The sequence below is a fragment of the Shewanella morhuae genome, assembly GCF_900156405.1.
Classification (GTDB): domain Bacteria; phylum Pseudomonadota; class Gammaproteobacteria; order Enterobacterales; family Shewanellaceae; genus Shewanella; species Shewanella morhuae.
The window spans coordinates 14,455-31,819 of sequence record NZ_FTNN01000003.1 but is presented as its reverse complement, the minus strand read 5'-3'; the positions used below and the strand labels follow the sequence as shown (position 1 = coordinate 31,819).

Here is a 17,365-nt window from a genome sequence, read left to right as displayed (position 1 = left end):
TAGATAAGTTAACACATTTATATAATTTCTGAATCCAAACAGTTGGTTAATTCTATAGTATCGGTCACTAATATCAGTATAAAACCAGTCTAGATTAGCTTTATAAGCCACTAAACCCATTAAACATGAAAAAATTAGGGTTGACACTCATGGCTAGGCAAGTTAAATATTAACCGTCCTAAATAATTTGAACAGAATAAATATTTAAATTAAATGAATAGAATTAACCGCAAACTCGACCTCCTTCTCTCTCTCCTCGCGAAATATACGCGGAGGTCTTAGTGTTGCACGCTCGATAAATTAAGCAAAGCATTCACAAACCCCGCACAAATGTTGCGGGGTTTTTTGTATCTGAATACGGTTAAAAATTAAATAACGAACGGAAACGTTCCATGGAGAAGCGAAATGTCTAACAGAGTCATTATATTTGATACGACCTTACGTGATGGCGAGCAGGCGTTAGCCGCCAGCCTTACGGTCAAAGAAAAGTTACAAATCGCTATCGCGCTGGAACGTCTCGGTGTTGATGTGATGGAAGTCGGTTTTCCGGTTTCCTCACCCGGCGATTTTGAGTCGGTACAAACTATCGCGCGCACCATTAAAAATAGCCGTGTTTGTGCTTTAGCTCGTGCACTTGAAAAGGACATTGATGCAGCGGCGCAGGCGCTGTCTGTTGCAGAGCAATTCCGTATTCATACGTTTATCTCTACATCGACCATTCATGTGGAAAGCAAGCTAAAGCGCTCCTTCGATCAAGTGTTAGAAATGGCGGTGAGTGCAGTTAAATACGCCCGTCGCTTTACCGACGATGTGGAATTTTCCTGTGAAGATGCGGGTCGCACGCCCATTGATAATCTGTGCCGTATGGTAGAGGCCGCGATTATTGCTGGCGCGCGCACCATTAACATACCCGATACGGTTGGTTACACAGTGCCAAGCGAATTTGGCCATATTATTCAAACCTTATTTAACCGTGTACCTAATATTGACCAAGCGGTGATCTCAGTGCATTGCCACGATGACTTAGGTATGTCTGTGGCTAACTCGATAACCGCAGTGCAACACGGTGCTCGTCAAATCGAATGTACCATCAATGGCATAGGTGAACGTGCGGGTAACTGTTCATTGGAAGAAATCGCGATGATTTTAGCAACGCGCAAGGGGATGTTAGGGCTAGAAACCGGCATTAACGCTAAGGAAATCCACCGTACTTCTAATTTAGTCAGCCAGTTATGCAATATGCCAGTGCAGGCGAACAAGGCGATTGTCGGTGCCAATGCGTTCACTCACTCGTCGGGCATCCATCAGGATGGCATGTTAAAAGCGCAAAATACCTATGAAATCATGACGCCAGAAAGCATAGGCTTAAATCGTAATAACTTGAACATGACCTCGCGATCAGGCCGCCATGTCATTAAGCATCGTATGGAGGAAATGGGTTATAGCGAGCACGATTACAATATGGACTCCCTGTACGAAGAGTTTCTAAAATTAGCAGATAAGAAAGGCCAAGTATTTGATTATGATTTAGAGGCTCTAGCTTTTATGGAAGCTCAAGCCGAAGAGGATAACCACTACCAATTGCAGCAATTAGTGGTGCAGTCTGACTCTACAGAAGGCGTTGCCACTGCCACAGTGCGTATCGAAGTGGATGGTGAAATTAAAACTGAAGCTGCAACGGGCAATGGTCCTGTAGATGCTGCCTATAACGCCATTGCCCGTGCAACGGATCGCCGCATCGACATCATCAGCTATAAGTTAGGTGCTAAGGGCGTAGGTCAAGATGCCTTAGGCCAAGTGGATATTACTGCGGTTTATCACGAGCAAAATTTCCATGGCGTGGGTTTAGCTACCGATGTGGTTGAAGCTTCGGCGCGCGCTTTAGTGCATGTGATGAACTTAACCTGTCGTGCAGACAAGGTCGCTGATTACAAACAAAACATGCAAAAAAGTCGAGAGCTAGGCGGCGTGTAGTCGCTAAAGGCTTCCAAAGAATAGCAAGGTCGAGCATAAAGTATTCACATTTAAAGGAGTTGGCTGGCGTATGAGTTATCAAATAGCAGTGTTAGCAGGTGATGGTATTGGCCCAGAAGTCATGGCAGAAGCGCGTAAAGTGCTGCGTGAGGTGGAAGCGCGTTTCAATCTGGATATCGAATACACGCAATACGATGTCGGCGGTATTGCCATTGATAACCACGGTTGCCCATTACCCGATGCCACGCTAAAGGGTTGTGAAGCAGCTGATGCAATTTTATTTGGTTCAGTCGGTGGCCCTAAGTGGGAAAAGTTACCGCCGAATGAACAACCTGAGCGCGGCGCGCTATTGCCTCTACGTGGTCACTTTGAACTATTCTGCAACCTGCGCCCGGCTAAATTGCACGATGGCCTAGAGCATATGTCCCCGCTGCGTAGCGATATCTCGGCCCGTGGCTTTGATGTTTTATGTGTACGTGAGCTAACCGGTGGTATTTATTTTGGTAAGCCAAAGGGCCGCCAAGGTGAAGGCGAGAATGAAGAAGCCTTTGATACCATGCGTTATAGCCGCCGCGAGATTAGCCGCATCGCGCGTATTGCCTTTGAAGCCGCCCGTGGTCGCCGTAAAAAAGTGACTTCTGTGGATAAAGCTAACGTACTGGCTTGCTCAGTGTTGTGGCGACAAGTGGTTGAAGAAGTCGCAGTCGATTTCCCTGATGTTGAGCTTGAGCATATCTATATTGATAACGCGACGATGCAGTTGCTGCGCCGCCCCGATGAGTTTGATGTGATGTTATGTTCTAACCTGTTTGGTGACATTTTATCTGACGAAATTGCCATGTTAACGGGTTCTATGGGCTTGTTATCGTCGGCAAGTATGAATAGTAGTGGCTTTGGTTTATTTGAACCAGCAGGCGGTAGTGCACCAGATATCGCGGGTAAAGGAATCGCGAACCCTGTCGCGCAAATTCTGTCGGCAGCATTAATGCTACGTCATAGCTTGAAACAAGAAGAAGCGGCGGGTGCGATTGAGCGCGCTGTAAGTAAAGCCTTGAACTCTGGCTATTTAACCGGTGAATTGCTGAGCAGCGACAAACGTAGTGCAGCGAAATCGACGGTAGAAATGGGTGACTTTATCGCCAATGCTGTAAAGGAAGGTGTGTAATGACAAACGCAAAGACCTTGTATCAAAAAGTGTGGGATGCTCATATCGTTGCTTCTCCTGAGGGTGAAGCGCCAATCATTTATGTCGACAGGCACTTAGTCCATGAAGTGACCTCTCCACAAGCATTCAGTGGTTTGAAGGTGGCGGGCCGTAAACTGCGCGCACCGGAAAAAACCTTTGCCACTATGGATCACAACACATCGACCCGCAGCGCCAGCTTAGACGCCCTAAGTCCGATGGCACGCACCCAAGTTGAAACGTTAGCGCAAAACTGTAAAGACTTTGGCGTACGCCTATACGACATTCATCATCCTAATCAAGGAATAGTGCATGTAATGGGCCCAGAGCTGGGCATTACCCTGCCCGGAACGGTGATTGTTTGTGGCGACTCCCATACCGCAACCCACGGCGCCTTTGGTGCATTGGCATTTGGGATTGGCACATCAGAAGTTGAGCACGTGTTAGCAACGCAAACTTTGCGTCAGTTAAAAGCTAAGACCATGAAGATTGAAGTGCGTGGTCAGGTGACTGATGGCGTCACCGCTAAAGATATTGTGTTGGCGATTATTGGTAAAATCGGCATGGATGGCGGCACAGGTTATGTAGTTGAGTTTTGTGGTGAGGCGATTGAAGCTCTGTCTATGGAGGGCCGCATGACAGTGTGTAACATGGCGATTGAAATGGGTGCCAAGGCAGGCATGGTCGCGCCAGATCAAACTACTTTCGACTATTTAGAAGGTCGCGAGTTTGCGCCAAAGGGCGAAGATTGGCTTGAAGCCGTCGCTCACTGGAAATCGATTAAAACCGACGACAGTGCGGTGTTTGATGCGACTGTGATACTCGATGCCGCCGATATTGCGCCGCAACTAACCTGGGGCACTAACCCCGGCCAAGTTGTGGCAATCGATGGTAAAGTGCCAGATCCTAGTCATGAAGCCAATCCAAGTACCCGTGCGAGTATGGAAAAGGCTTTAGAATATATTGGCCTAAATGCAGGCACTCCGATGACGGATATCAGTATCAACAAGGTGTTTATCGGTTCTTGCACTAACTCGCGTATTGAAGATTTACGCAGCGCAGCTATGCATGCTAAAGGCCGTAAAGTGGCGAGTGGCGTCACCGCGATTGTGGTGCCCGGTTCTGGTCAAGTGAAAGCGCAAGCTGAAGCCGAAGGCTTAGACAAAATCTTTATCGAAGCGGGATTTGAATGGCGTTTACCAGGGTGCTCTATGTGTTTAGCGATGAACGATGACAGATTAGAAGCGGGCGATCGCTGCGCCTCGACCAGTAACCGTAACTTCGAAGGTCGCCAAGGCCGTGGTAGTCGCACCCATTTAGTGAGTCCAGCAATGGCCGCTGCCGCTGCGGTGGCTGGGCATTTTGTTGATATTCGCAAACCTTACTAATTACCGTAACCCCAAGAGGAGAAGTAAATGCAACCTTTTACCACGCATACCGGGCTTGCGGTCATGATCGACAGCAGCAATATCGATACGGATCAGATCATTCCGAAACAGTTTTTATCTAAGGTCACGCGCGATGGCTTTGGCGTGCACTTATTCCACGACTGGCGTTATTTAGATGATGCGGGCGATAAGCCTAACCCTGAGTTTTCATTGAATCAAAACCGCTATAAAGGTGCATCGATTCTGTTGTCGCAGGAAAACTTTGGTTGTGGCTCAAGCCGAGAACATGCGCCTTGGGCACTGGCTGACTTTGGCCTACGGGCGATTATTGCTCCCAGTTTTGCCGACATTTTTTACGGTAACTCAATCAATAATGGCTTATTACCGGTGGCATTAACTCACGCGCAGGTGCGTCAGTTGATGGACGAAGTGGCGGCGCAAGAAGGTGCAGAGATCACGGTTGATCTTACTGCCTGTAAAGTAATTTCACCGTCGGGCGCCGAGTTTAGTTTTACGCTGGCAGAATCGGCAAGGCATAAGCTGCTAAACGGTTTAGATGCAATTGGGCTGACCTTGTCCCATGTGGCGCAGATAAGTGAATACGAAACGCGAATCCAAGGCTGGTGCCGTTAGAATTTCAGCGTACATTTGTACTGTTGTTATGTGAACTTTTTAGTGCCTAAGTGTATGCTTAGGCTCTTTTGTTTTAAACCTCAATACGATAAAATCATAACTACCTGTATTTAAACTAATAAAATGACCAACATTATTTTCATATTTTTTATTTTGTAAGTGGCAGTGATTTATGCTGAATTTATTAACTTTGAATACGTTACAAGTGTTTTAGTTTTTTATGTGTGTATGCGTATGTTTATGTTGTTTATTTTTTAATTTATGAGTTTTGCACCAACCATTCCTGCGAATAAATATTGAGCTAAAAAAGGTTAAATCCTGTTTAAATGGTGATGTCGGTCACTAAATCTGTTTTAAAGCTGTGGCTTGTTAGTGTTTTTATCTGTTTTATCTCCTTTGGTTGCAAACATCTTCTGCATAAGTAAACTGCTTCGCATTCAACATGGAGTGTTTACTCTATTTTGCCTGAACGCCACAGTACTCATTCAAGTAGTACAGATAACAATAATATTATTAGAGAATAACAATGCAAAAACGTCTTCTAACTTTAGCTGTTACTGCAGCTTTGTTAACTTCAACGACTCAACTCCACGCCGCTGGTTTTCAATTAGCCGAATATTCTGCCACAGGTTTAGGCCGCGCCTTTGCCGGTGAAGCCGCTATGGCGGATAACGCCTCCGCTCAAGCGCGTAATCCTGCCATGCTGACTTACCTTGAAGGGCGTCAGTTATCTGCGGGAGGCATTTATGTAATGCCAAACGTTGATGTGAAAGGTGATGTAAGCCTAAGCTCTCCACTACTTAGCCCAACCCCGGTAGAAATGAAAGGTGGTGATGCGCTGGATGTCGCCGATAATGCGCTTGTACCTAACTTTTATTATTCAAATCAGTTAAATGACCAATGGACTTGGGGCTTAGCCATTAATTCAAACTATGGTTTAGCCACTGAGTTACCAGCAACCCATGCCGCCGCTATTTTTGGTAATAAGACTTCGGTCACCACAGTTGAATTTAATCCTAATATTGCTTACCGTATTAATGATGCTGTCAGCGTAGGCGGTGGTGTACGTATTGTTTATGGTGAAGGTGAAATTGGTGCATCGTTACCAGGTTGGGTTGATGGTATTAAACCTGCGCTGCCGCCTCAAGTGGCTGGCATGTTACCTGCTGGTGGCACTGAGCTAAAAAGCATGAAAGGTGATGATGTCGGTTATGGCTGGCAGTTAGGGGCAAGCTGGCAGATTAACTCTATTCACCGTATCGGTTTTGCTTACCACAGTGGCGTTAAGCTGGACTTAGATGGTCATGCTTCTGGTGTGTTGTATACTGGTGGGCAGGATGTTTCTATTGAAGGCTATTTACCGCTTGAGTTACCAGCGTTTGCTGAAATTGCTTCCCATCACCAATTGACCGATAACTGGGCCATGCATGCTAGCGTAAACTGGACAGATTGGAGTGTATTTGATCAACTGGTGGCTTATTTCCCTGGAGATGTTAAACCTAAAGGTGATTTAGAGTCTGATTTAGTTAAGGAAGAACATTTCAAAGATAACTGGCGTTTCGCGTTGGGAACGACTTATCAAGTGAATAATGATTGGTTAGTCCGTGCGGGTGTGGCTTTAGATCAAACCGCCGCGACGGATGAGTGGCGTACTACTACGATCCCAGACTCTGACCGTCTGTGGTTCTCTGTTGGAGCAGGTTATCAGGCAACTAAAAACCTGAATGTTGATTTTGCGGTGACTTACCTCAAAGCCACGGGTAATGCACCTATCAACGAACAGCAAAACTTACTGAACTTAGCGACAGTTAACTTTAACGGTGACGCGAGCGGTGATGTATGGCTTGCGGGTATCCAAATGAGCTACAAGATGTAATCTTTATTACTCATAAAAAAGCCCTGAATTTTCAGGGCTTTTTTGTGGGTGTTATTTTATTTGGTAAGCATATTTATACAACACGCTGCTGGTCATGGGGTTCAATTACAAATATATTTATAAGATAAGCAACCTGAGTTCGGGATAAGCTCTGCGTCTCTATAGGTTAAGTAGTCCGTCATTTCCTCGGTCGTGCAAAAGTGGTAGCTCGATAATTTAAGTAGGGTAACAGTGTGCAGAAAAAATACGTGGTGGCCTTAGATCAAGGTACGACAAGCTCTAGGGCGATAGTGTTTGATCATGACGCTAATATTGTCAGCATGTCTCAGCGGGAGTTTACTCAGTTATACCCTAATCCTGGTTGGGTTGAACACGATCCTATGGAAATCTGGGCAAGTCAAAGTTCAGTATTGGTAGAAGTGTTAGCGCGAGCGGGTATTCATAGTGATGAAGTGGCTGCTATTGGTATTACCAATCAACGGGAAACCACTGTCATTTGGGAGAAGGCCACAGGTAAGCCTATCTATAATGCGATAGTGTGGCAGTGTCGCCGTAGTGTGGAGATCTGTGAGCAGCTCAAAGCTCAAGGGCTTGAAGAGTATGTTCGAGACAACACCGGTCTATTACTCGACCCTTATTTTTCAGGCACTAAGATTAAATGGATACTCGACAATGTTCCCAATGCTCGTGCGCAAGCTGAGCGTAGAGAATTGTTATTCGGCACTATTGATACGTGGTTGGTGTGGAAGTTAACCGAAGGCAAAGTGCATGTTACCGATCCCACTAATGCGGCCCGTACACTGTTGTTTAATATTCATAATCTGGCTTGGGATGATAAATTACTTAAAGCCTTAGAGATTCCTTTATCTATGCTGCCTGAGGTTAAACCATCTTGTAGTGTATATGGCACCACTCGGATTGCCGGTGAAGGCAGTGAAATCCAAGTAGCAGGAATTGCGGGCGATCAACAGGCGGCGCTTTTTGGTCAGTTATGTGTCGAGCCTGGAATGGCGAAAAATACCTATGGCACAGGTTGTTTCCTGCTGATGAATACAGGGACAAAAGCGGTACGTTCGAACCATGGTTTACTGACAACTGTTGCAGTTGGTCCTATGGGGGAAGTTAATTACGCGCTGGAAGGTTCAGTATTTATGGGCGGCGCGACGATTCAATGGTTACGGGATGAACTGGGTCTCATCCGTGATGCTAGCGATACCGAGTATTTTGCCTCTAAGGTTGTAGATACTCATGGTGTATATCTCGTTCCTGCCTTTGTGGGGCTTGGTGCACCTTATTGGGATCCCAATGCGCGCGGCGCACTGTTTGGATTAACCCGTGGCGCGAACCGTAATCATATTATTCGGGCGGCGTTAGAGTCGATAGCCTATCAGAGTAGAGATTTGCTCGATGCCATGACCAAAGATAGTGGTGTGAGTCTTAAGCGTTTAAAGGTTGATGGTGGCGCGGTAGCAAATGATTTTTTAATGCAGTTTCAAGCCGATATCACTAATGTTGAAGTACTCAGACCCAGTGTTTGTGAGACAACGGCTTTGGGCGCCGCATTTTTAGCAGGGCTTGCTGTGGGCTTTTGGGACAGTGCTTTAGAGCTTGAGCATAAGGCTTGTATTGATAAACAGTTTATCCCCAATATTGACGTAGAGACTCGGGCGCGTTTATATACCGGTTGGCAGGATGCAGTCGCCAGAACTCGTACTTAACGTATTTAGCTTTTATAATATGGTTCGCGTCGCTGCTCGAGCGTAGGCATAGTTTTTTGTCGTAACTAGATTGCTGCTTTTATGTTAATGCTTATAAAGCAGCTATTTTGAGTGGATAGCGCCACTGAGCATATTTTTATACTTCTATATCAATAATGTGTCGGCTGGATTGTTTTTGAATGTCAGCGACATCGTCCGTTACTTCAAGCACAACACCTTCTTTTAATACCTCAGGTTCATCCGATGCGCGGCGTTGCTTATTCTTATTACGATTAGAATCTTTGCGCCGTTCTCTAACCTTAGTATCGCGACCTTCTAATGTGGGTGGTAATTGTGATTGCGGGCTCTCGTGGCTATCAGCGGCATTTGCCGTAGCACTGCTAACTTGGTCGACGACCCGTTTGGGGTGCAACACCGCTTTGACTGGCTGAGCCAGCATGGCATAAATGCTATCTAATCCACTCATAACGCCTCCTTGTTTTATCCCTGTTACCATCATATCGGCAAACTTCGGTTAATATGTAGGCTATGTGCTGATTGTTGCCATTATTAGAGAATAAAGACAAAGGTCCATCAAGCGATATTGTTATAATTATTTTGCTAATATTGTCTATTTTTTGATCTTCACCCCTTTTGTCACATTAATTTTCCATTACCTACAAATTTATAACGTCTTTAGTTAGAATTTAAATTTAGCTGTTATGCTCTTTTTTACTCTTTTTTGACTAACGAAGAAGGCCAAAGTGAGGCTTATTTTATCATTTTGTACGCTTTAGATTATTTATCCACCGGTAAAACTCTCTACCAATAGAAATAATCCGCGATTTATTTCATCGCAAACGTCTGAAAAGTAAAGGTTGCTGAGTATATCAGCGTACTTATTGCTGTACTTCCTTCTGTTTAGCTCGTTTCTAGTGTTTTTTCTTGGCACTCACTTAAGTGCCCAACATGCTGCTAACCCGCTTGCCTACTGGATTTATAAAAGGATCCCATCCCTTGACATTGCTTGTCGACTGTCCCTAAACTTAGCAGTTGTGGGAAATAGTGGATATTTGTGGATCAAAAACCAAAGGATAGGATGAATTAGCGTGTTTCGTGGAGCCAGTGCGATCAACTTAGATACAAAGGGACGGATCGCTATTCCAGTGCGATACCGCGAACCTTTGCAGCTTGAGCACCAGGGCCGCATCGTGATTACTGTCGACATCCAATCCGCTTGTTTACTCTTGTATCCAATCCATGAATGGGAATTGATCGAAGCTAAGTTGTTAACGCTTTCCGATACCGATAAAACCCAGAGATCGTTAAAACGTCTGTTACTCGGTTACGCCCACGAAGTGGAGCTGGACGGTAATGGACGGATATTATTGCCACCACCGCTAAGACAATATGCCAATTTAGATAAGCGCATCATGCTGGTGGGACAATTGAACAAATTTGAGCTGTGGGATGAGCAATCTTGGCTGCAGCAAATTGATGAGTGTCAGGAAACGATTCGAAGTGAGGAGCTTGCCAATAACGAGCGTCTTGCAGATTTTTCACTTTAACGAGTCGTGCTAACTAAATAAGAAGAGAGTAATGAGTCAAGAATTTGCCCATTTATCCGTGCTGCTTGCAGAAACGGTTGGCGGTTTAAACATCAAAGACGATGGCATCTATATCGATGGTACGTTCGGCCGCGGTGGTCATTCAAGACAGGTATTACAGCATCTTGGTGAGAATGGTCGATTGATCGCAATCGATCGCGATCCTCAAGCGATCGAAGCGGCAAAACAGTTTAGTGATGATCCGCGTTTTCAAATCGTTCATGGTGGTTTTGGTCAATTAGCCGATTATGTAGAAGAGCTTGGGCTTGTGGGTAAAATTGATGGCGTATTACTCGATTTAGGCGTGTCTTCACCGCAACTTGACGACGCTGAACGTGGTTTTAGTTTTATGCGTGATGGACCACTTGATATGCGTATGGACAATAGCCAAGGTCAAACAGCCGCTCAGTGGTTGGCTCGTGCGGAAATTGAGGATATGGCGTGGGTATTCAAAACCTATGGCGAAGAGAAAAATGCTCGGCATATCGCCCGTTGTATCGCAGCCGACCGCGAAAAAACACCTTTTTTACGCACTAAAGATTTAGCCGATTTAATTGCACGCATCACTAAAAATAAAGAGCGTAATAAGCACCCTGCGACTCGTGTATTTCAGGCTATCCGTATCTATATCAACAGTGAGTTAGACCAAATCGAGCAAGCGCTTGAGGGGGCCGTTAATGTACTCGCTCCCCAAGGACGTTTGTCGGTTATCAGCTTTCATTCTTTAGAAGACCGTCTCGTTAAACGCTTTATTCGTCGCCATAGTCAAGGCGAGCAAGTGCCATACGGCTTGCCTATCACTGAAGAACAAATCAATAAGTCGCGTAAATTACGTGCCGTAGGCAAAGCAGTTATGCCATCTGACGAAGAAATCGAACGCAATGCCAGAGCGCGCAGCTCAGTGTTACGCATTGCTGAGCGTTTAGATTACTAAGGGGCACACTGTGAGTAAGCCCTCAATTAATCTGCCACAAATCGTATTGCACGATTTATGGCTGCACAAATGGATATTGTTATTAGCACTACTCGTGCTCTGCAATGCGGTCGCTGTTGTCTATGGTAGCCATACGACTCGTCAACTAACGACCCAGTGGGATCAGCTGCTGCAGGAGCGCGACAGATTAGATATTGAATGGCGTAATTTATTATTAGAAGAGCAATCGCAGACCGAACATAGTCGCATTACGCGTATTGCCTCAAAGGAACTCAACATGAGTCGTCCATTACCCAGCGAAGAAGTTGTGGTAAAGGTGCCGTGAATATAGGGAAGATATGATTAGGCAAGCGAAAACTAAACGGGCAAGCAAACCGCAAAAACCACAACAGATCCATTGGCGTTTATACGTGGTGGTGGGGTTTGTGTGTGCGTTATTTTGTAGCCTAGTGGGACGCGCAGCTTACATTCAAATTATTGAACCTGACAAATTACGCCATGAAAGTGATATGCGTACCTTGCGCACTACCAGCCGTGAGGTGCAGCGCGGTTTGATTACCGACCGCAATGGCGACATGCTAGCGGTAAGTGTGCCTGTGCGTGCTGTCTGGGCTGACCCTAAACAAGTCAATGATAACAACGGTTTTGCGGATATGCGCCGTTGGCAAGCTTTAGCCGATGTGCTGCACGAACCTGTTGAAGATGTTCTTGATCGTGTACGCAGTAATCCCACTAAGCGTTTTACCTACTTAAAACGCCAAATTACTCCCGCTGTGGCAGATTACATCACTCAACTTAAGTTACCTGGTGTATTCCTTAAATCTGAATCCCGTCGTTATTATCCCGGTGGTGAAATTACCGCTCAGCTTATTGGCATCACTAACATCGATGACGTGGGGATTGAAGGTGTTGAAAATGCTTATAACAGTTGGCTAACAGGTACGCCTTCTAAGCAAAAGGTGCGTAAATCACGCGATGGCCATGTGGTTGAACGCCTTGATATTATACAAGAAGGTGAAAGCCCCAACGATCTTGTGCTGAGTATTGACCACCGCATTCAGCAGCTTGCATACCGTGAGCTAAAACGCACTACCGAGATGAACCAAGCAACCTCTGGTTCAATCGTTGTGCTCGATGTTCACACTGGCGAAGTTTTGGCGATGGTGAATACGCCTTCATACAATCCTAATGCGCGCGACAACCTACAAACTTTCAGAATGCGTAACCGCGCCATGACAGATACCTTCGAGCCGGGATCAACCATTAAGCCATTTGTGGTAGCTGCTGCGCTTGAAGCTGGCACGGTAAAATCAACCGATATAATTGCAACGTCTCCAGGTTGGATGCGTTTAGGCGGCCGCCAAGTGCGCGACCCTGCAAATTATGGCGATATGAGCTTGGCGCGTATTTTGGCTAAATCTAGTAACGTTGGAATTAGTAAATTAGCTTTATCCATTCCCGTACAGCAGTTACTCGGCACATATCAATCGATGGGACTGGGCAGCTTTTCTGGCATAAACCTTACCGGTGAAAGCGCTGGTGTGATTCAAGACCGCCACCGTTGGTCAGACTTTGAGCGAGCCACTCTGTCTTTTGGTTATGGCTTAACTGCGACCACACTGCAACTTGCACGTATGTATGCCACCTTGGGTAATGGTGGCACTTTATATCCAATTTCAATAATGAAACTGAAAAAGCCCCCCGTAGGCGAGCAAGTTATTTCACCAAGTGTGGCTCACGATGTGATGCAGATGATGGTAAGTGTGACGGAAAAAGGCGGTACAGGCACTTTAGCGCATATTGATGGATATCCAGTTGCAGGCAAGTCTGGCACGAGTCGTAAGGCGGTTGCTGGCGGTTATGGCGATGATTATGTGGCTTTATTTGCCGGTATTGCCCCCGCGAATAATCCAAGGTTAGCGATAGTAGTGGTCGTGAACGAGCCTAAGGGCGATCTGTATTATGGTGGTTCTGTTGCGGGGCCAGCATTTGCCAAAGTGATGTCAGGCGCACTGCAAATGTTAAACGTTGAGCCCATTACCGATAAAGAACAAGTGCAATTGGCGGGTATTGCTGCTGGGAGAGCAGAATGATGTTATTACGAGATCTGCTCGCGCCTTGGCTGCATTATGCCGGCGCACAGTTCATCAACGATTTGACCTTAGATAGCCGCGCAATACGTCGCGGCGATGTGTTTTTGGCGTTGCCAGGACATAAGGTCGATGGCAGACAATTTATTGAAAAAGCCCTGGAGTTAGGTGTGGCAGCCGTATTGGTCCACACGGATGATGCTGACCAGCATGGCAAAGTGTTGCTGCGCGAACCAATACAGCAAAGCGATAACGTTGAGCAAGGCGTGCAGATGTATTTCTTTCAGCTAAATCGTCAGGTGTCGGCAATCGCGGCCCAGCGTTACCCCTTAGCGCACAAGTCAGCCGCGACGCCATCACTTGGGATTATTGGCATTACTGGCACCAATGGTAAAACCTCAACAAGCCAGCTGATTGCACAGCTAACAACCTTGCTCGGCCGTAAAGCCGCCGTTATGGGTACCCTTGGTAATGGTCTCTGGGGTGAATTAGTCGATAGCGGCAATACTACCGCCGATGCAATTACCTTAATGCGTCAACTGCAAGAGTTTGAGGCTCAAGGCGCGAGTGTTTGCGCTATGGAGGTATCGAGCCACGGTTTAGTACAAGGCCGCGTCGATGCCGTCCCATTCGATGTTGCCGTATTTACTAATCTGACGCGCGATCACCTCGATTACCACGGCGATATGGAAAGCTATGCCGCCGCTAAGCAAAGCCTATTTCGTTTCAGCAGCTTAGGTCACGGTTTGTTGAATATTGACGATGCAGTTGGTGCGTCTTGGTTGACTGAACTTAAACACATTCCAGCCCAATTGTGGGGCTTTAGTATTGAAGGTAATCAAGCTGCGGCTTTTTATACCCAAAATGCCAAGTTTGACGATCAAGGCGTTAATGCAACCTTAGTGTGGCCCGAGGGCGAGACTCAAATTCAGTCACCACTACTTGGTGCTTTTAACCTATCAAATTTACTCGCGGCGCTATCGGCCTTATATCTGCAAGGTTTTGATATGAAAGCGTTAGCCGAGCAAGTGCAATACCTAACACCCGTAGCGGGTCGTATGGAGCGTTTCACTACAGTGGATAACATCACCTTAGTGGTCGATTATGCTCATACACCCGATGCCATTGAACAAGCCTTAAATGCGCTACGCCGTCATTGTGCGGGTGATTTATGGTGCGTATTTGGTTGCGGTGGTGACCGAGATAAGGGCAAGCGTCCTTTGATGGGCAGAGCGGCTGAGCAATTTGCTGATCGCATTATGATCACCAGTGACAATGCGCGCAGTGAAGATCCTGCACAAATTATTACCGATATTATCCAAGGGCTTATTCATCCTCAGCAAGCGTTGACTCAGGTTGACCGTATCACAGCGATTAAAGACGTGGTGGCACTGGCTAAATCTGGCGATGTTATTTTGCTGGCGGGTAAAGGACACGAAACTTACCAAGAGGCGGCAGGTGTGCGTCATGACTATGATGAGCGCGCTCTGGCACGTCAATTATCGGAGCAATCAAGATGATCCCTCTTTCTCTCGAGACACTAAGTCAACACTTAAGTGCGTATCGAGTTGGTGACGATGTCACTATTGAAGATTTAAGCAGCGATAGCCGCAAAGTCGGCGCTGCAACCCTGTTTGTTGCCCTAAAGGGTGAGCGTTTTGACGGCCATGATTTTGCCGCTACGGCAATTGAGAATGGCGCCGCGGCGTTAATGGTCGAGCGCGAGTTAGCCTTTGATATTCCACAGTTGATCGTGGCTGATTGCCAAAAGGCTATGGGTGCGATTGGCGCCTATGTGCGCGATCAAATCAATCCGATTTGTGTGGCTTTAACCGGTTCAAACGGCAAGACCAGCGTAAAAGAAATGATCGCGACCATTTTGTCGGCGAAGCATCAAGTATTGTATACCGCCGGCAACTTTAATAATGAAATCGGTGTGCCCTTAACGTTATTACGCTTAACGCCAGCGGATGAAATTGGTGTGTTTGAGCTCGGAGCGAATCATAAGGGAGAAATTGATTACACCTCGGGGCTTGTGCGGCCAAATGTTGCACTGGTTAATAACGTTGGCAGTGCTCATTTAGAAGGTTTTGGATCGCAAGCGGGTGTCGCGCAGGCCAAGTCAGAAATATTTAATCACTTACAAGCCGATGGCACTGCCATTATTAACGCCGATGATGCTTTCGCCGATGTGATGAGCGTAAAAGCGAGACAATATAAGCAGTTAAGTTTCTCTCAGCAAGATGGTGCGGCTAAACGGCATATTGATGTGATTGCAACAGGCCATAAAGCTAATGGAGAAGGTTGCTATCGTTTTATGCTCAATTACTCAGGTGAATCTTGCCAAGTGGTGCTCCCGCTGGCTGGACGTCATCAGGTGAGTAATGCGCTTGCTGCTGCAAGTGTATGTATTGCATTGGGATTAAGTTTGGCAGAAATATCAGAAGGCTTAAGCCAGTTAACGCCTGTTAAGGGACGAATGCAGCCAAGCCAATTGGGGCGGGTACGCCTAATCGATGATAGCTATAACGCAAATCCTGTTTCTGTGGGTGCCGCCATTGCTTGGTTAAAGGAAATTTCTGAAAATCGCTGTTTGGTACTGGGAGATTTGGGCGAATTAGGCGACAATGCGCCCCTTTTGCACGCTGAGTTGGGGCAACTGGCCAAACAACAGGGGATTGATGCCTTGTTTTGTACCGGAATCTTAAGCCAGCACACGAGCCAAGCTTTCGGTGCGGAGCACTATGACAGCGTGGCAACGTTAGTCGAAAAACTCATAAAGCATATCAACCAGTTGCCGGGACAGGTAACGGTTCTCGTTAAAGGTTCACGTAGCGCCGCCATGGAGCGGGTCGTGGATGGCCTAACAATAGCCTTTGGGCGTGGGGAGTTAGTGTAAATGCTAGTATATCTGGCGGAGTATTTAACCCGTTTTTACACCGGGTTTAACGTGTTTTCCTATGTGACATTTCGAGCCATTTTGGGCTTATTAACTGCATTGATTTTCAGTCTATGGTGGGGGCCTAAAATGATCGAGCGTCTGCAATTACTGCAGATTGGTCAGATTGTACGTAACGACGGTCCCGAATCTCATTTTAGTAAGCGTGGCACGCCGACTATGGGTGGTTTACTGATATTAGCGGCAATCTTTATCAGCGTATTGTTGTGGGGTGACCTCGGTAGCCGTTATGTGTGGGTGATGTTATTTGTGCTCGCCAGTTTCGGTTTGATCGGCTTTATCGACGATTATCGTAAAGTGGTACGTAAAGATACTAAAGGTTTGATCGCACGCTGGAAGTACATTCTGCAATCTTTAGCTGCGCTATTAATTGCTTTTTTCCTGTATGTCACAGCGGCAAACCCAGGTGAAACCCAGCTAGTTGTGCCTTTCTTTAAAGACGTGATGCCGCAACTCGGCGGCGTGTTTATCGTACTGGCCTATTTCACTATTGTGGGTTCAAGTAACGCAGTCAACTTGACTGATGGCCTAGACGGTTTGGCGATTATGCCGACTGTGATGGTGGCTGCGGCGTTTGCCTTGATTGCATATTTATCGGGTCACGCCCAGTTTGCCAATTACTTACATATTCCACACTTGCCAGGTTCTGGTGAGTTAGTAATTGTCTGTACGGCGATTGTGGGTGCTGGCTTAGGCTTTTTGTGGTTCAACACTTACCCCGCGCAAGTCTTTATGGGTGATGTGGGTTCACTGTCTTTAGGCGCGGCACTTGGTACTATCGCTGTACTCGTACGCCAAGAGATTTTGTTAGTGATTATGGGCGGCGTATTTGTGATGGAAACTCTGTCGGTGATCCTGCAAGTGGGTTCGTACAAGTTACGCGGTCAACGTATTTTTCGTATGGCGCCAATACACCATCACTATGAATTAAAGGGCTGGCCTGAACCGCGAGTTATTGTACGTTTTTGGATTATCTCGATATTCCTCGTTTTACTTGGCTTAGCCACGTTGAAGTTAAGGTAGC

At 46.4% G+C, this 17,365-nt stretch carries 14 protein-coding genes; 13 read left to right on the top strand and 1 reads right to left on the bottom strand.

Annotated features, from left to right (window positions below; translation table 11 throughout):
• Positions 1-405: 405 nt before the first annotated feature.
• The 6 genes from leuA to glpK all read left to right on the top strand — a co-directional run bounded on the left by leuA (position 406) and on the right by glpK (position 8,772).
• Positions 406-1,974, top strand: coding sequence for a 2-isopropylmalate synthase (gene leuA, locus BW947_RS04355; protein ID WP_076497107.1), 1,569 nt, complete (start codon positions 406-408; stop codon positions 1,972-1,974).
• A 70-nt stretch (positions 1,975-2,044) separates the two neighbouring features.
• Complete coding sequence (gene leuB, locus BW947_RS04350; RefSeq protein ID WP_076497106.1) at positions 2,045-3,139, top strand: 3-isopropylmalate dehydrogenase; 1,095 nt, start codon at positions 2,045-2,047, stop codon at positions 3,137-3,139.
• Complete coding sequence (gene leuC, locus BW947_RS04345) at positions 3,139-4,545, top strand: 3-isopropylmalate dehydratase large subunit (RefSeq protein WP_076497105.1); 1,407 nt, start codon at positions 3,139-3,141, stop codon at positions 4,543-4,545. The genes leuB and leuC overlap by 1 nt, the downstream gene beginning before the upstream one ends.
• Before the next feature lie 27 nt (positions 4,546-4,572).
• Positions 4,573-5,178, top strand: a complete 606-nt coding sequence (gene leuD, locus BW947_RS04340) for a 3-isopropylmalate dehydratase small subunit (protein WP_076497104.1) — start codon at positions 4,573-4,575, stop codon at positions 5,176-5,178.
• Positions 5,179-5,704: 526 nt separating this feature from the next.
• Positions 5,705-7,054: an outer membrane protein transport protein gene (locus tag BW947_RS04335; RefSeq protein ID WP_076497103.1), complete on the top strand. Its 1,350-nt coding sequence runs from the start codon at positions 5,705-5,707 to the stop codon at positions 7,052-7,054.
• Between the two features lie 233 nt (positions 7,055-7,287).
• Positions 7,288-8,772 carry a glycerol kinase GlpK gene (gene glpK / locus BW947_RS04330; protein ID WP_076497102.1) on the top strand — a complete coding sequence of 495 codons (1,485 nt, stop codon included), beginning with the start codon at positions 7,288-7,290 and terminating at the stop codon, positions 8,770-8,772.
• A gap of 136 nt (positions 8,773-8,908) precedes the next feature.
• Here the strand turns inward: glpK and BW947_RS04325 are convergent, their stop codons facing one another.
• Positions 8,909-9,238, bottom strand: a complete 330-nt coding sequence (locus BW947_RS04325; protein WP_076497101.1) for a hypothetical protein — start codon at positions 9,236-9,238, stop codon at positions 8,909-8,911.
• A 622-nt stretch (positions 9,239-9,860) separates the two neighbouring features.
• Here BW947_RS04325 and mraZ point away from each other — a divergent pair.
• Genes mraZ through mraY form a run of 7 tightly spaced genes read left to right on the top strand, consistent with a single transcriptional unit; the run spans position 9,861 to position 17,364 of the window.
• Positions 9,861-10,319, top strand: a complete 459-nt coding sequence (gene mraZ / locus BW947_RS04320) for a division/cell wall cluster transcriptional repressor MraZ (RefSeq protein ID WP_076497100.1) — start codon at positions 9,861-9,863, stop codon at positions 10,317-10,319.
• A gap of 31 nt (positions 10,320-10,350) precedes the next feature.
• Positions 10,351-11,292, top strand: coding sequence for a 16S rRNA (cytosine(1402)-N(4))-methyltransferase RsmH (gene rsmH / locus BW947_RS04315; RefSeq protein ID WP_076497099.1), 942 nt, complete (start codon positions 10,351-10,353; stop codon positions 11,290-11,292).
• A 10-nt stretch (positions 11,293-11,302) separates the two neighbouring features.
• Positions 11,303-11,617: a cell division protein FtsL gene (gene ftsL / locus BW947_RS04310; RefSeq protein WP_076497098.1), complete on the top strand. Its 315-nt coding sequence runs from the start codon at positions 11,303-11,305 to the stop codon at positions 11,615-11,617.
• Positions 11,618-11,630: 13 nt separating this feature from the next.
• On the top strand, positions 11,631-13,385 hold the full coding sequence (locus BW947_RS04305) for a peptidoglycan D,D-transpeptidase FtsI family protein (protein WP_076497097.1): 1,755 nt from the start codon (positions 11,631-11,633) through the stop codon (positions 13,383-13,385).
• A complete protein-coding gene (murE, locus tag BW947_RS04300) occupies positions 13,382-14,902 on the top strand; it encodes a UDP-N-acetylmuramoyl-L-alanyl-D-glutamate--2,6-diaminopimelate ligase (RefSeq protein WP_076497096.1) in 1,521 nt (506 codons plus the stop codon). Before BW947_RS04305 ends, murE begins: the two co-directional genes overlap by 4 nt.
• On the top strand, positions 14,899-16,281 hold the full coding sequence (locus BW947_RS04295) for a UDP-N-acetylmuramoyl-tripeptide--D-alanyl-D-alanine ligase (protein ID WP_076497095.1): 1,383 nt from the start codon (positions 14,899-14,901) through the stop codon (positions 16,279-16,281). The genes murE and BW947_RS04295 overlap by 4 nt, the downstream gene beginning before the upstream one ends.
• Positions 16,282-17,364, top strand: a complete 1,083-nt coding sequence (mraY, locus tag BW947_RS04290; RefSeq protein ID WP_076497094.1) for a phospho-N-acetylmuramoyl-pentapeptide-transferase — start codon at positions 16,282-16,284, stop codon at positions 17,362-17,364.
• Position 17,365: the final 1 nt, after the last annotated feature.